General features: G+C 68.4%; 16 protein-coding genes and 1 pseudogene. 13 read left to right on the top strand and 4 right to left on the bottom strand.

What is annotated here, in order from left to right; all coding sequences use genetic code 11:
• Positions 1-79: 79 nt before the first annotated feature.
• Positions 80-325: a hypothetical protein gene (locus ACIRG5_RS00085; RefSeq protein ID WP_402897743.1), complete on the bottom strand. Its 246-nt coding sequence runs from the start codon at positions 323-325 to the stop codon at positions 80-82.
• A 211-nt stretch (positions 326-536) separates the two neighbouring features.
• Between ACIRG5_RS00085 and ACIRG5_RS00080 the strand changes: the two genes are divergently transcribed.
• Positions 537-956 (top strand): ATP-binding protein, encoded by a 420-nt coding sequence (locus ACIRG5_RS00080; protein ID WP_402897740.1) that lies wholly within the window; start codon positions 537-539, stop codon positions 954-956.
• 207 nt (positions 957-1163) lie between these two features.
• Here the strand turns inward: ACIRG5_RS00080 and ACIRG5_RS00075 are convergent.
• A pseudogene (locus ACIRG5_RS00075) lies at positions 1164-1268 on the bottom strand (DUF2188 domain-containing protein); the annotation flags it as partial.
• Positions 1269-1354: 86 nt separating this feature from the next.
• Between ACIRG5_RS00075 and ACIRG5_RS00070 the strand changes: the two are divergent.
• The 9 genes from ACIRG5_RS00070 (at position 1355) to ACIRG5_RS00030 (ending at position 10582) form a co-directional block, all read left to right on the top strand.
• Positions 1355-1663, top strand: a complete 309-nt coding sequence (locus ACIRG5_RS00070; protein ID WP_402897738.1) for a WXG100 family type VII secretion target — start codon at positions 1355-1357, stop codon at positions 1661-1663.
• A 4-nt stretch (positions 1664-1667) separates the two neighbouring features.
• Positions 1668-2603 carry a WXG100 family type VII secretion target gene (locus ACIRG5_RS00065; RefSeq protein WP_402897735.1) on the top strand — a complete coding sequence of 312 codons (936 nt, stop codon included), beginning with the start codon at positions 1668-1670 and terminating at the stop codon, positions 2601-2603.
• Positions 2600-2851 carry a hypothetical protein gene (locus tag ACIRG5_RS00060; protein WP_402897732.1) on the top strand — a complete coding sequence of 84 codons (252 nt, stop codon included), beginning with the start codon at positions 2600-2602 and terminating at the stop codon, positions 2849-2851. Before ACIRG5_RS00065 ends, ACIRG5_RS00060 begins: the two co-directional genes overlap by 4 nt.
• 93 nt (positions 2852-2944) lie before the next feature.
• Positions 2945-3766 carry a hypothetical protein gene (locus tag ACIRG5_RS00055; protein WP_402897729.1) on the top strand — a complete coding sequence of 274 codons (822 nt, stop codon included), beginning with the start codon at positions 2945-2947 and terminating at the stop codon, positions 3764-3766.
• 46 nt (positions 3767-3812) lie between these two features.
• A complete protein-coding gene (locus ACIRG5_RS00050) occupies positions 3813-6914 on the top strand; it encodes a BTAD domain-containing putative transcriptional regulator (protein WP_402897726.1) in 3102 nt (1033 codons plus the stop codon).
• A gap of 102 nt (positions 6915-7016) precedes the next feature.
• Entirely contained in the window at positions 7017-8231 is a 1215-nt protein-coding gene (locus ACIRG5_RS00045) for a cytochrome P450 (protein WP_402897724.1), read from the top strand.
• Positions 8232-8256: 25 nt separating this feature from the next.
• A complete protein-coding gene (locus tag ACIRG5_RS00040; RefSeq protein WP_402897722.1) occupies positions 8257-9042 on the top strand; it encodes an alpha/beta fold hydrolase in 786 nt (261 codons plus the stop codon).
• The gene (locus ACIRG5_RS00035; RefSeq protein WP_402897719.1) at positions 9039-9824 is read left to right on the top strand and encodes an ABC transporter ATP-binding protein; all 786 of its coding nucleotides are present in this window, start codon (positions 9039-9041) and stop codon (positions 9822-9824) included. Before ACIRG5_RS00040 ends, ACIRG5_RS00035 begins: the two co-directional genes overlap by 4 nt.
• Positions 9821-10582: an ABC transporter permease gene (locus ACIRG5_RS00030; RefSeq protein ID WP_402897716.1), complete on the top strand. Its 762-nt coding sequence runs from the start codon at positions 9821-9823 to the stop codon at positions 10580-10582. The genes ACIRG5_RS00035 and ACIRG5_RS00030 overlap by 4 nt, the downstream gene beginning before the upstream one ends.
• An 80-nt stretch (positions 10583-10662) precedes the next feature.
• On the opposite strand, the gene ACIRG5_RS00025 is transcribed toward ACIRG5_RS00030, so the two are convergent.
• Positions 10663-11154, bottom strand: coding sequence for a DUF6326 family protein (locus tag ACIRG5_RS00025; RefSeq protein ID WP_402897713.1), 492 nt, complete (start codon positions 11152-11154; stop codon positions 10663-10665).
• A 163-nt stretch (positions 11155-11317) separates the two neighbouring features.
• Here ACIRG5_RS00025 and ACIRG5_RS00020 point away from each other — a divergent pair, with 163 nt between their 5' ends.
• Together ACIRG5_RS00020 and ACIRG5_RS00015 are read left to right on the top strand one after the other, a co-directional pair.
• Positions 11318-12457: a sensor histidine kinase gene (locus ACIRG5_RS00020; protein WP_402897711.1), complete on the top strand. Its 1140-nt coding sequence runs from the start codon at positions 11318-11320 to the stop codon at positions 12455-12457.
• On the top strand, positions 12454-13110 hold the full coding sequence (locus ACIRG5_RS00015; protein ID WP_402897710.1) for a response regulator: 657 nt from the start codon (positions 12454-12456) through the stop codon (positions 13108-13110). Before ACIRG5_RS00020 ends, ACIRG5_RS00015 begins: the two co-directional genes overlap by 4 nt.
• 318 nt (positions 13111-13428) lie before the next feature.
• Here ACIRG5_RS00015 and ACIRG5_RS00010 read toward each other — a convergent pair whose 3' ends face one another.
• The gene (locus tag ACIRG5_RS00010) at positions 13429-13818 is read right to left on the bottom strand and encodes an HPF/RaiA family ribosome-associated protein (RefSeq protein WP_402897707.1); all 390 of its coding nucleotides are present in this window, start codon (positions 13816-13818) and stop codon (positions 13429-13431) included.
• A 399-nt stretch (positions 13819-14217) separates the two neighbouring features.
• Here ACIRG5_RS00010 and ACIRG5_RS00005 point away from each other — a divergent pair.
• A partial coding sequence (locus ACIRG5_RS00005) for a hypothetical protein (protein WP_402897704.1) occupies positions 14218-14701 on the top strand: 484 nt, incomplete at its 3' end.

The raw sequence follows: 14701 nt of genomic DNA, 5'->3' as shown, positions 1-14701 counted from the left end.
ACCCAGATGAGAGGGACACCTGTGTGCTCAAGCGCGCCTCAGTGAACTTTGATCGAGATTACTGGAACGACGAGATCGTTCAGGACCGTTGGACCGTGTCGATCAGGTCGCTGGCGATCGTGGCGGAGTTCGCGTTCTCGTGCCGGGATCGCTGCACCAGCATCGCGAACGCGTCAGCCTGCGTGCACGAGTGCATGTGGTCGAGCTGGTCGCTGGTGATCGTGGCGGGCGCGGGCGCTGCTGGCCGAGGCCCGCCCCCCGCTCGCCCAGGTTCTTCGTAGTCCGCCATGCCGCGGCACCCCTTCGCCATCCAGGTGGAGTCCACAGCGCCGCTGCTTGACGCACGTTCGGTGCATCGTACGGCTACCGGCCATTCGCGGCGGAAGCCGGCGAGGGGGACCGCTCGAAGGCGGGCACGTGCCCAACCCGTGCTCGGAACCTGCCGAGTTCAATCCGGTCCCGCTGTGTCAAGTGAGCGCATGTAGCTTCGTGACGACCGCCCCAGCGGCTCATCGCGGACCTGCGGAGGCGCCCGAGTGACCATCGCCAGTGAGGATTCCACCTCGTTGGTGCTCGACCTGCCCATCGAGCGGAGCATCGACCTGTCGGCGTTGCGCGGTCAGATCACCACCGCGTTGTCCGACGCCGACGAGGACGATCGTTATGACGTCTTGCTCGTGGTGAGCGAACTCGTGAGCAACGTGCTGGACCACACGCAAGGACCTGGCAGGCTGCGTCTCCTGCGAACCAGGGCCCGGCACGAGGTCGTGATCGAGATCGATGATTCCTCGCCACTGGAACCGGTGCGCGGGCAGTCGCGGCTGAGCGACGTTCGCGGCAGAGGCATCGTGATGGTCGACGAGGTGGCGAACGAGTGGGGGACTCGCACGCTTCCCGGTGGCGGGAAGACGGTCTACGCCACGCTTCGCTGCGCCGGTGCCGGCACGCTCCCGTAGGTCGGCAGTCGCTCTGTCAGGCCGCCTTCTGTGCAAAAAGGACTGTCCAGTGTGGCCACGTCGGCTGGAATTCTGCGGCCCAGCCGGCTTCGTGGCCGCGCCGCGCTGCGAACAGCCGGGGATGTTGCGCGGGTCTCGACTGCGCGGGTGGGTGTTGCGCTCGCCGATCGTGCCGTCCTGATTGCGGATGATGTGCTCCACGCCGTGCTCGACAGCGGTCTCGCGGCCCTTCGCGCTCGCTTCTTTCTTGGTGGGGTGCGTGCTGGAGGCGCGTTCGTTGCCCTCGACGTCACCGGTGGTTCTGCTTGTCAGCGCGGCAACGCACGATTTCCGCTGCTGGAGCGCAGACGACTCCGGAAAGCCCCACGGGACGAAGGCGGCGCTGGCATGCTGACTTGGTGAAGTACGACAAGGACGCCATCGCCGCCTTCGCCGAGGTGTTCGACTCGGCGCGCGAGCAGGTCGAGGAGATCCGCTCGTCGATGATGAAGCCGGAACTGACCGAGGCCGAGTTCGGCGAGTCGTGGCACGCCGAGGGCACCGAGTTCGTCCGGCAGTTCGACCGGATCGAGCTCGACCTCGGCGATCTCGCGGACGTGCTCGAGCACATGCGCGCCACCATGTCCGAGTCCGCCGAGACGATGGTCGGCACCGACGACGCCCAGGGCGTGCGGCTGGATGCCGCACACCGGCCGGTTCAGGGGTGACGGGATGACCTTCGCCAAGCCTGACGCCGTCGACGAGATGAAGCGGACGCTGCTCGACACCGCGGGGACCGGTGACAGCTCCGACGAGATCGGGCGGCCGCTCGACCGCGGTGTCGAGACGCTGCTGCCGGAGTACGACGAGAAGCTGGAACTCGGCCTGCGACCGAAGCCGGGCGAGAAGCGGGCCGAGATCTCGGGCGTGCACTGGGGCAAGGTCGAACGCGAGGGCGCCCGCCTGTCCGGTCTGGCCGCGGGCCTCGCCGACATCGCGCGCTGTCTGAAGGACGGGGCGGCGAAGATCGAGGACTCCTGGGACGGCGCGGCGGCCGACGCCTTCCAGGAACGCGTCCAGCAGCTCGTGGTCGGGCTGACCGCGTACAGCGCCTCGCTGCACAACGCGGGCAGGGCGGTCGAGGAGACGATGCGCAAGACGCGCGAGCTCTACGGCCGCGGTGAGAACGGCTATCGGGCGTTCTCCGAGCGGCTCTTCGAGTTCGAGGGTGTGCCGAAGCCGCACGAGATCCACCGCCTCGACGGCGAGAAGATCGACCACATCCCGTTGTGCGGCCTCGGCTGCCACGGCGAGGAGCCCGGGCAGGGAGAGATCTACGAGATCCCGATGGGATTCGACCCCAGCGTCCACGGACGCCGGGCCGTGGCCAGGGCGTTCGCCTCCAACCACATCGCCACCGAGAAGTGGTACCGCTGGTACGGCTGGGAGTGGACCGAGGGCGTCGACCACGAGCAGGACGTCGGCACCGTCCTGCGGGAGTCGCAGAACCAGGTCAGCGGTATCCCGATGCTCGTCAACTTCTGGTACACCGCGACCGACGCCGTGAAGCAGACGACGTCCGAGAACTACCAGTCGATGCTCGAACTGCTGAAGAAGCACACCGACGCGGAGATGTTCCGCAAGCTCAAGCAGGACATGGGCGCATGATCGACGACGCCGACCTCCTCCGCTTCCGCGCCCGTGTCGCCGACACGACCCAGCACTGCACGCGGTCGTTCGCGGCGCTGCGGGAGCATGCGGCGGTGCTGGCCGGACAGGCTCAGGCGGCGGAGCGCCGCGGTGAGCAGCTCAGGGCACAACGACCCCCCGCCGGACCGGTGCCGAAGGCACCACCGTCGAGGAGACGGGCCGCCGACGACGACGGCTACGAGGTCCGGCTCGAAGACAGCTGGTGATGTCGCCGGTGTCAGGGCCGTGACAGCTCGGTGTCCGGCCAGTTGGCGAACGTGGTCACGACAACCACGAAAGCCGACACGGGGAGACGCGACATGTCCACGTTCACCACGCCGAACCCGATCACCGCCACGCTGACCACCGCGGGTGCCCGTGTCCGGATCACCGCCGGTGAACGGGCGGACACGGTGGTGCGGGTCGAGCCCGTCAACAGCGCGAACTCGAAGGACGTGAAAGTCGCCGGGAAGACCAGGGTCGACTTCGCCGATGGCGTGCTGGCGGTCAAGACGACCAAGTCGGGGGGCCGGAACGGCTCCGTCGCCATTACGATCGAACTGCCCGCTGGATCCGGCCTGGTCCTGAACACGGCGTGGACGGAGGTGCGGGCCGACGGCGTGCTCGGCGACTGCGAGGTCAACATCGGGTCGGGGCAGGTCCAGCTCGACCGCGTCGCCGCGCTGCGGGGCAACCTCGGGACGGGCGGGCTCGCGGTCAGGCACGTCACCGGGTCCGCCGTGATCGAGGGCAGCTCGGCCGATGTGCGGATCGGCGAGGTCGAGGGCGTCGTCAGGTACCAGGGCACGACCGGCAAGGTCTGGATCGGCCACGCCCGCTCCGACGTCGATCTGGGCGGCTCGAACGGCAGCTTCGACATCGGCCGGGCCGACGGCGGCGTCGTCGCCAAAGGGGCTGGCTGTCCTATTCGGATCGGACGGGTCACGCGTGGCCGGGTGGAGGCGATGAACGCCTCCGGTGGCATCGAGATCGGCGTCAGTGAGGGCACCTCCGCCGAGGTCGACGCGAAGAGCACGAAGGGTCTGGTGCGCAGCACGGTGTTCACGCAGGACAACCCCGAGGTCGAGGTTCATGCCCGCAGCCGGCTCGACGACATCGTCGTCCACCGCGTTGCCGGCTGAGTCAGCTGTCAGGGGACTGCCAGTCGGCCGTGGCAGGATCGGGCAGGTGCAAATCGGGATTCTGGGACCGTTCGAGGTTCGCGCGGACGATGGCACTCTCGCGGACGTGCCAGGTGCACGGCTGCGTGCGCTGCTGGTCGCCCTCGCGCTCCAACCGGGTCGCGTGGTCCCGAAGGCGACGCTGGTCGACTGGATCTGGGGAGAGAACCCGCCTGCCGACGCGCCCAACGCCTTGCAACGCTTGGTTTCCCGGCTGCGCAAGGCGCTGCCGGGCCTGTCGGTCGAGGGGCTGACGGACGGGTACCGCCTGGCGGTGGAGCACGACGCTGTGGATGCGGTGCGGTTCGAACGCCTCGGCGCCCGTGCTCGTGCCGACGAGGGACCGCTTCGGGTTCAGCGGCTGCGTGACGCTCTCGAGTTGTGGCGTGGTCCGGCCTTGCAGGACGTCGGTTTGCCGGACAGCGCTGCATTCGAGGCCGCGGCCACCCGGTTGGAAGGGCTGCGCCTGACCACGGTGGAGGACAGGTTCGACGCGGAGCTCGGGCTGGGGCGTGGTGCGGAGCTGGTCGCTGAACTGACCGACCTGGTGGCCGCGCATCCCGTGCGGGAGAAACTCGTCATCGCGCTGATGCGCGCACTCGTCGCGGCCGGCCGCAACAGCGAGGCGCTTCTCGCGTACCAGCGCATGAGGGAAGCCCTGGCCGACGAGCTGGGCGTCGACCCCTCACCGGAGCTGTCCGCGCTGCACGTCGCACTGTTGCGCGGCGAGGTCGGCCGGCGTGACGAGAACCGCAGGACCAACCTGCGTGCCGAGCTGACCAGCTACATCGGCAAGGACAAGGACGTCACCGCGGTCCGCGGCCTCGTCGCCGAGCGTCGGCTCACCACTCTGATCGGCCCCGGCGGTTCAGGAAAGACCAGGCTGGCAACGGAAACCGCGCGCACGCTGCTCGGCGACATGCCGGACGGCGCGTGGCTCGTGGAGCTTGCGCCCATCGGTCCGGATGGTGACGTGGTGCAGGCGACGCTCGCCGCACTCAGCCTCCGGGACGCGCTGCTCGGGGACGCGCCGAACGCGGAACCGGTGGAGCGGCTCATCACCGCGATCCGTGAGCGTGAGGTGCTGCTGATCCTGGACAACTGCGAGCACGTGATCGAGTCGGCGGCGGCGTTCGCTCATCGGCTGCTGGGGGAGTGCCGCCGGCTGCGAATCCTGGCGACCAGCAGGGAGCCGCTCGGCATCACCGGTGAGGCGTTGTGGCCGGTCGGACCGCTGGACCTGCCGGCGGCGGTGCAGTTGTTGCGGGAACGAGCGGCCGCGGTGCGCGCTGGCCTCGTAGTCGGCGCCGGCACGTTGGCGACGATGACGCGCGTCTGCCGGGCGCTGGACGGGATGCCGCTCGCGATCGAACTGGCCGCGGCCAGGTTGCGCACCATGTCCGTCGACCAGCTGGCCGCTCGGCTCGACGATCGCTTCCGTCTGCTGACCGGAGGCAGTCGCACCGCGTTGCCCCGCCACCGGACGTTGCGCGCGATGGTCGACTGGAGCTGGGAACTGCTGACCGACGCCGAACGGGTGGTGCTGCGCAGGCTCGCGGTGTTCTCCGGCGGGGCGAGTCTGGAAGCGGCCGAGCGGGTCTGCGCGGACGAGGCCGTCGAGGAGTACGAGGTTCTGGACCTGCTCACCTCGCTGACCGAGAAGTCGCTGCTGGTCGTCGGTGACGAGGGCGCACCGCGGTACCGGATGCTCGGCACGATCAAGGAGTACGCCGCGCACCGGCTCGCCGAGGCGGGGGAGTCGGAGCTGGCTCGGCAGGCGCACCTCGCCTTCTTCTCCGAGCTCGCCGAAACAGCGGCTCCGCACCTGCTGCGCGCCGAGCAGCTGACCTGGCTCGCCGCACTGAGTGCCGAGCACGACAACATCAGCGCTGCGATGCGTGGTGCGCTCGCGGCCGGTGAAGCGCATGCGGCGATGCGGCTGGCGGCGGGCGCCGGCTGGTACTGGTGGCTCGTCGGGCACAAGTCCGAAGGCCTGGAACTGATCCTCGCGGCCACCGGGATTCCGGGCGAGGTGCCCGACGAGATCCGGGCGTGGGTGTACGGCCTCGTCGTGACGTTCGTGAGTTCCGGGCTGGGAGACGAACGCCAGGCGGCGGAGTGGATCCACCGGACTTACGAGCTCTACCAGCGCCTTGAGGTTCGCCACCCGATGCTGGGCCTGGTTGCCTCGCTGGAACGAATGTTGCAGGAGCCTGACAAGAGTCCGTCCGCGTGGGAAGTGGCGCTGGACAGCGAGGATCCCTGGGTGCGCGCGATAGGCCGGCTGCAGCTCGGGAAGATGCGAATCGCGGTCGGCGAAGGCGGGCAGGAGGCGGATCAGTTCCTGGAGGAGGCGCTCGTCGAGTTCCGGGTGCTCGGCGAGCGGTTCGGGATCTCGTTCGCCCTGTCCGAGCTGGCGGACCGGATCGCCACGCGTGGCGAGTTCGCCGAGGCGTGCGAGCACTACGAGGAGGCGATCGCGGTCATCAGCGAAATCGGTGCCGTCGACGACGTCATCAGGATGCGCGCGCGACAAGCTCAGCTGTACTGGTTGATGGGCGACGAGGACGCGAGTGCGGCCGCCATGGCCGAAGCCGGGCGGTGCGCGGAAGGCGTCACCTGGCCGGACGCGCTGGCCATGCTCGCTCTCACGAAGGCGGATCTCGCCAGGAGGAGCGGCGATGTCGCCGCGGTGCGCGAGCAGCTCGGCGTCGCGACCAGCGTGTGGGGCGACGAAGCGGACCAGGAGAGCATTCGCGCCGCGACCCACGCACTGTCCAGCTACCTGACCGACGATCTCGACGAGGCACGGGAATTCCTCGCAGGCGCATGCCAGGCGGCGGCCGAGGTGGGGTACGCGCCCACGATCGCAACTGTGCTCGTCGCGGTCGCGGACCTGGCACTGCGCCGCGGCCGGCACGAGCAGGCCACACAGCTGCTCGCCGCGAGCACCGCCGTGCGCGGACTGCCGGATCTTTCACACCCCGACGTGGACCGGATCGAGCGGGCAGCGCGAAGCCACCTCGGCGACGCGGCGTTCGGCGAGGCGGTTCGAGTGGGTGCGGAGACGAGCTGGAGTGACCTGGTGGCGGTCGCACTCGCTCCCTGACGTGCCGAACTGACACGGGCACGGCCCGTGTCAGCGCCGTGACAGTCCCATGTCTGGGCTCCCGGTGATCGTGGTGACGACAACCACCACGAAGGGAATCCGATGAGCCACACGGCTTCTGTCCTGCAGGGCCTGCCGATGGAGCGTGACGCGGGCCCGTTCGACCCGCCCAGCGCGATCACCGCCGTGCGCGGGGCCCGGCCCGTCAGCCCCATGGTGTTCCCCGACGGTCACGAGGGCTGGCTGGTCACCGGGTACGACGCGGTGCGCCAGGTCATGGCCGACACCAGGTTCAGCAACCGCCAGGACATCGGCATCATCCACGTGCCGTTCGAGACCCCCGGCATGCCGGGGGCCGCCGAACCGTCCCCGCAGACGCCGGGCCTGTTCATCAGCATGGACCCGCCGGACCACACCCGGTTGCGCCGCAAGCTGACCGGCGCGTTCACGGTCAAGCGGATGAAGCAGCTCGAAGAGGGCATCATCGCGATCACCGAGCAGCAGCTGGACGAGCTGGCTCGCCTGACCCCGCCGGTCGACCTGGTGAAGGAGTTCGCGCTGCCGGTGCCGTCGCTGGTGATCTGCGAGCTGCTCGGCGTCCCCTACGCGGACCGCGAGACCTTCCAGTCGAACTCCTCGAAGTTCATGGAACGGGACATCACGCTCGAGGACAAGATGGCCGCGATCGGCGCCATGTTCGGCTACCTCGCCGAACTGGTCATGGGCAAGCGCGCCAACCCCGGCGAGGACGTCCTGTCCGACCTGGCCCGCGACGAGGACCTCACCATCGAGGAACTGTCCGGGATGGCTTTCCTGCTGTTGCTCGCGGGACATGAGACGACCGCGAACATGCTGGCGCTGGGGACGTTCGCTCTCCTGGAGCACCCCGCGGAACTGGCGCAACTGCGTGAGAACCCGGAACTGCTCCCCGACGCGGTCGAGGAGCTCATGCGCTACCTGTCCGTGGCCGACATCTTCTACCGCTACGCCACGGAGGACGTCGAACTCGGCGGCGAGACCATCCCCGCCGGCTCGACCGTCGTCGTCTCGCTGCTGGCCGCCAACCGCGACCCGCAGCGGTTCGAGAACCCGGATGTTCTGGACGTGCACCGCAAGGTCCGCGGCCAGGTCGCCTTCGGCCACGGCATCCACCAGTGTCTTGGCCAGCAACTGGCCCGCATCGAGATGCGCGCCGGCTTCGAAGGGTTGTTGCGCCGCTTCCCGACCCTTCAGCTCGCCGTACCCGCCGGCGAAGTGAAACTCAGGACCGACATGCACATCTACGGCGTCCACGAGCTCCCGGTCGCCTGGGCCTGAACCACCGTCTGCTTAGGAGAGAACCGTGAACTCGTCCGCGTGGACCGGCATGCTCCGGGTCGACGACACCGAGCTGTACGTGCGTGACACAGGCGGTCCCGGCCGGCCTGTGGTCTACCTCAACGGCGCCTACGCCGACCACAAACACTGGAAGCGCGTCATCGCCGACCTCGGCCCCGGCTACCGCCACATCACCTACGACGAGCGCGCCCGCGGCAAGTCCAAGCGCTCGGCGGACTACTCGTTCGAGGCATGCCTGCGAGATCTGGACGCCGTTCTCAACGCCAGGGGTGTGGAGAGGCCGCTGCTGGTCGGCTGGTCCTACGGAGGCATCGTCGGCTGGTACTGGACCGACAGGAACCCGGACCGCGTCCTGGCCGCGGTGACCGTGGACGCTTTTCCGATCGGTCTGACCGGTGAGGTCGGCCGGGAGCGGATCCGGAAGATGTTCCGCCAGTGGCGTTTGCTGCTGCCGATCGCAGCCCTATTCGGCATGGGCGCGCGGATGAGCGCCGACGAGCACGCCGACGTCAACATCGAACTCAACCAGATCGCCGCCGACAGCGTGCCGGTCCTCGAACGCCTGACCCGCCCGATGCGGTTCGTCATGGCCACGGGCGACAGCCTCGGCAGTGGGGCGGGGGAGATGGAGGAGGGCAGGAAGGTGCTCGACCAGGTGCTCGCAGCCAACCCGAACCTGAAGGTGAGCGCGAAGGTAGCGAGCAACCACAGCAAGATCCTGCGCAACGACTCGCCGGCCGTCGCCCAGGCCGTGCGTGAGCTCGTCCTCAGTCTCGGGAGCGTCCAATGACGACACAACCCGCAATCCACGTGCAGGGCCTGGAGAAGTCGTACAAAACGCTGCACGTGCTGCGTGGCGTGGACTTCGACGTGGCGCGGGGCAGCATCTTCGCGCTGCTCGGCTCGAACGGCGCAGGCAAGACCACGGTCGTGAAGATCCTGTCCACACTGCTGAAAGCCGACGAGGGAACTGCCGGCGTCAACGGCTTCGACGTCACCACGCAGGCCGCGAAGGTACGTGAGTCCATCAGCCTCACCGGGCAGTTCGCCGCCGTCGACGAGATCCTCAGCGGCCGGGAGAACCTCGTGCTGGTCGCCCGGCTGCGACACCTCGAAGGCCCCGGCAAGATCGCGGACGGTCTGCTGGCCCGATTCTCGCTGACCGACGCGGGCGCGCGGAGGGTGTCGACCTACTCGGGCGGCATGCGCCGCCGCCTCGACATCGCGATGAGCCTCGTCGGGAACCCGCCGGTCATCTTCCTCGACGAGCCGACGACCGGCCTCGACCCCGAAGGACGCCTCGAAGTGTGGCAGGCCGTCAGGGAACTCACCGGCCAGGGCACGACGGTCCTGCTCACGACGCAGCACCTGGACGAGGCCGAACAACTCGCCGACCGGATCGCGATCCTGCACGAGGGCCGGATCATCGTGCACGGGACCCTCGCCGAGCTCAAGCAGCTGCTTCCGCCCGCCAAGCTCGAGTACGTGGAGAAACAACCGAGCCTCGAGGACGTCTTCCTCGCACTGGTCGGTGCCCGCAAGGACCCGACGCTGACAGAGGAGCGACGATGACCAAACACTTCTTCATCGACACGATCGTCCTTTTGGGACGATCGCTGAGTCACATCACGCGCAGCCTGGACACCATCCTCACGACCGTCATCACGCCGATCGTCATGATGCTCATGTTCGTCTACGTGTTCGGCGGCGCGATCCAAACCGGATCTGACTCGTACGTGAACTACCTGCTGCCCGGCATCCTGCTCATCACGGTCGCCTCCGGCATCGCCTACACCGCGTTCCGGCTCTTCACGGACATGCAGAGCGGCATCTTCGAGCGGTTCCAGTCCATGCCGATCGCACGGTCGTCCGTGCTGTGGGCACACGTGCTGACCTCGCTGGTCGCCAACCTGATCTCACTCGTGGTCGTCGTGCTCGTCGCTCTGCTCATGGGCTTCCGCTCAGGGGCGGGACCGCTCGCGTGGCTCGCGGTCACCGGCATCCTGATCCTGTTCACCCTGGCGTTGACGTGGCTCGCGGTCATCCCCGGTCTCACCGCGAAGTCCGTGGACGGCGCGAGCGCGTTCTCCTACCCGCTGATCTTCCTGCCGTTCCTCAGCTCGGCCTTCGTGCCCACCGACACCATGTCCGGCCCGGTACGCGCCTTCGCCGAGAACCAGCCGGTGACGTCCATCGTCAACGCCATCCGTGCCCTGTACACGCGGCAGCCGGTCGGCACCGACATCTGGATCGCCCTCGCCTGGTGCATCGGCATCCTCGTCATCGCGTACGTCCTCGCCACGATCACCTACCGCCGCAAGGTCTCCTAGCGGGCGCCGCGAAGTGGTCGCCCGGCTGAACGAGCCGGCGTGGAGGTGTGGCTCCGATCAGGACGGGGACTGCTCTTGGTTCACGCTTGCTGTTGGGCGCGAACGGTTTCACGGTCCGGGCCAGTCGCCACGGTCGCCGACGGTGCGGTACGGGGCCAGGTCCAGGCATACCGCACGACGAGGGCGAGAAGGATCAGTTCCAGTGCGACGCCGAGGCCGTAGAAGTACAGCCAGGACTCGCCCACCGCGTTGAACGCCGTGACGGGGACGTAGAGCGAGGCGACGGTGAGGTTGGTGATGCGGCTCGCCCGGGCGGGCAGCGTCATCGACAGCACGACCATGAGGCCTGGGATGGCCACGAGGGTCAGCGCTGTGGTCGAGAAGGTCTGGGAGAGGTCGAACTCGAAGACCTTGCCGTCGAGGATGTCTTTGACGACGCCGGGCGTGAAGAAGTTGAGAATGTCCACGTAGGCGTACAGGAACATGAAGCTCGTCCACGTTGCGGCGAGCTTCGCTCTCACCGGGATCCGCTGGTCTTCCAGTGTGGCGGTGGTGGGTCGACGTGTTCTCATCGTGGGCTCCGTTGTCGTGGTGAGGAATCGGTAGACCCACGATCGCTGAACCCGGCGGTGGGCGCCTCGGCCCGGAGGCTCGGGTTCGCCTGGCCGATGGCATGGTCTCTCTCCTGTTCTTTCGGCGGGTACGCCGAGGCACGCCGATCTCTAGGCTGGGGCCGTGGTCACTGTCCGGCGCTCCATCTGGCGTGAGCCGCGGCCTGCTGACGCCCCACCCATCGGTCGGCTCGACTGGCTGCTGGTGGGCGTGGTCGCGGCCGCTTCCTTGGTCGAGGGCATCGCTCGGCCTGACTTGGCCTGGCGGCCACTTGTCACGGTGCTCGCCCTCGCGCTGACGCCTGCCCTGCTCTGGCGGCGGGGCCACCCCCTGATGGCCGCCCTGGCCGGGTGGGGCGTCGCCGGGCTGCTCTCGGTCCTCCAGCTGATTGCGCACGCCGGGGACCTCGGCCTCTACTCCACGATGGCCGTCCTGATCCTGCTCTACTCCCTGGTGCGGTGGGGCTCGGGACGGGAGATGGTCCTGGGGACGGCGTTCGTGACAGTCGTCGTCGCGCTGGGGACGTACGCCTCCCCCACGGGCTTGGCCGACGTTTTCGGCGGGAGCGTCCTCTTGCTGTTGCTCGTCGCCCTCGCGGCGGTGTTCCGCTACCGCGCGGCCCTCTGGCATCGCCAACAGCGCGAGATCCGCAATCAGGAGCGGGTGGCGCTGGCGCGCGAGCTGCACGACACAGTGGCCCACCACGTCTCGGCCATCGCGGTGCAGGCGCAGGCCGGTGGTGTGGTCGCCGGCATCCAGCCTGAGAAGGCCGCCGAGTTCCTGGCCGTGATCGAGTCAGAAGCGTCGCGGACCCTGGCGGAGATGAGATCCATGGTGCGGGTGCTGCGGGAGGAGGAAGCCGTCGCCTACTCACCGCGGCTGGGTGTGGCGGACCTGCCTGCTCTGGCGCGCGCCGACGCGACGCCCACCGTCGAGGTCTCGCTGGACGGTTCGTCGACTCGGCTGGCACGACCCGTGGACACCGCGCTCTACCGGCTCGCGCAGGAGTCGCTGACCAACGCCGTACGCCACGCCCGGAGCGCGACCCGCGTCGGGATCGACGTACGACGGGAGGGCGACGCCGTCAGGCTGCGCGTCAGCGACGATGGACGGACCGAGCCGGGCCCGGCCCCGGAGCCCGGGTTCGGCCTGCTGGGCATGGCCGAACGCGCCCAGCTCCTCGGCGGATCGTTCTCCGCGGGGCCGGGGCCCGAAGGCGGCTGGGTGGTCGAGGCCGTGCTGCCGGTGGAGGCGTCGGGATGAGCATCCGCGTTGTCGTAGCCGACGACCAGGACCTGGTCCGGACCGCCCTGGTGGTGATCCTCGACGCGCAACCCGACCTCGAGGTCGTGGGGGAGGCCGCAGACGGGCTCGCAGCGCTCGACCTGGCGACCCGGCTGCGTCCCGATGTCCTCCTCGTCGACATCCGGATGCCAGGGCTCGACGGCGTCGAGGTGACGCGGCGCCTGGCCGGGCCGGACGTGACCGACCCGATGGCGGTCGTCGTGATCACCACCTTCGACCTCGATGAGTACGTCCTCGGCGCCCTACGCGCCGGCGCCCGCGGTTTCCTGCTCAAAGACGCCGGTCCGGCGCTCCTCGTGCAGGCCGTCCACGCGGCGGCCAACGGGGACGCGCTGATCGCCCCCAACGTCACCAGCCGGCTGCTGGCGATCTTCGCCGGCCAGGCGCCGGTGGTACCGGTCCAGCCCATCGACCTGCTCACCGAGCGCGAGGAGGAGGTGCTCGCGCTGGTGGCACGGGGCCTGACCAACGCCGAGATCGCCACCGAGCTCTTCGTCGGCCTGAGCACGGTCAAGTACCACGTCGCATCGTTGATGACCAAGCTCGGCGCCCGCAACCGCGTCGAGATCGCGATGTGGGCATACGACACCAGACGCGTGAGAGCCGATTAGCGGTACGGATCGCGATGCGAATGCCGCGAGTCGTGCGGTCACACGAAGGCACGCGGATCCCTCGACGCGGAACCCCGTCTTCCAGGCACGGTGTTGCGGTGGCATCAGCGCTTGGTCGCGGAGAAGCGGACCTACCCGATCGGTCTCGTCGACCGCAGATCGACGAGACCGTCGTGGGGCTGATTGAACGTACTGGGCGGTCACTTTGAAGCGGGTGCACGTGTTCCTTGTGATGGAAGTCGGCACAGCGTCGGCTTTGGCCGAGCACACCCGACCAGAGGTTCGGCCGATGAGGCCCGCAGCGCCATGTCGCCTTGATCAGCCCCGAGGCTCGTCCTCGATCGCGCCGACCAGCTCCGGGTCTTCCGGAGCGGGCATGTGACGGATGCTGTCACTGCCCTTGTGGTCGTGGGCGCGGCTGTATCGGGAATCCAGCACCCTTCCCAGCTTGTGCGCCGCCCCGGCGTACGCGTCGTCCACAGTGGTCGCGTGGTGGGTGACCGCGACCGGCTGTTTGCCTCCCGGCCGCGCCTCGATGACGCACTTCTTGTCCTCGGGCTTGCCGCCCCCGTCCTCACTGAGGTGCACTTCCACTCGGGTCAGCCATCCGCTGAACCGGGACAGGCTGCTCTCCAGGTCGGTCGTCACATAGGCGGCCAGTCGTTCGCCACCGTGGATGTTGTGGTCGGTGTTGACCTGGATCTGCATGAGCACCCTCCGGAACGGGACGGAAATGATCCTGGTCGATACCACGGGAGCGGCCGGCTCAAACGCAGCGGCGTTCAGCGCGTGGGGTGCCTGGACTCCGCATGGGGCGGCGCTTGCCTGTCTGGTTGCGTGATCGCCGGCTGGCTTGGGCACAGCGACATCCTTCCGGTTCACCATCACAGCAAACCAACTCAGATGTCTCCAATCGGTGTAACAGACCCTGCCGCTCGTCCATTGCGCTAATCGCTTGGTGTTGAGATTGTCGACCGGAGTCGCGGCAATCACGTTCACGGTCAGCCAGCCCCGGAAAGTCAAGCGACCCGCACCGCTCGAATGACCACTCGCGTGAACCCGAAGCCACCGTCAGTGAGTCGCAGAGATCAGCCAGGAGCAGCAGCCATGCCGGACCGGCTCCACGTACTCACCGCCATCTACCAATCAGAACGAGCCGACCGAGCCACCACCCTGACCGTGAGCCTCGCGACGATCGGCGTCGCCACGACCTACCTCATCGGCACGATCGCCTTCTACGACAAACTCGATCTCCTCGGCTGGGCGATAAGCCTCCTGCCGTTCCCGCTGCTGTGCACCGCCGCCTTCCATTCCCAACTGCTCAATCTCGCAGCCGTCCGAGCCCGCTCGATCCTCACCCTCGAACACGCTCTCCTCGCCGCAACCGATCCCGGCCAGAGTCACCCCCTCGACCCCTCCCACATCGGCGCGACCGCCACCGAACACACCACCAACATCCACACCGCGGGCACACCCCATCGCCTCGCCATGCTCATGGGTCTGCTGCACGGATTGGTGACATCTGAGTTGGCTTGCCGTGATGGTGAGCTGGGAGGATGTCGCTGTGCCCAAGCCTTACCCTCAGGAGTTC

It is taken from the genome of Lentzea sp. NPDC102401 (genome assembly GCF_044765805.1).
In the GTDB taxonomy this organism is placed as follows: Bacteria; Actinomycetota; Actinomycetes; order Mycobacteriales; family Pseudonocardiaceae; genus Lentzea; species Lentzea sokolovensis.
This window is presented reverse-complemented; position numbering and strand designations above follow the sequence as displayed.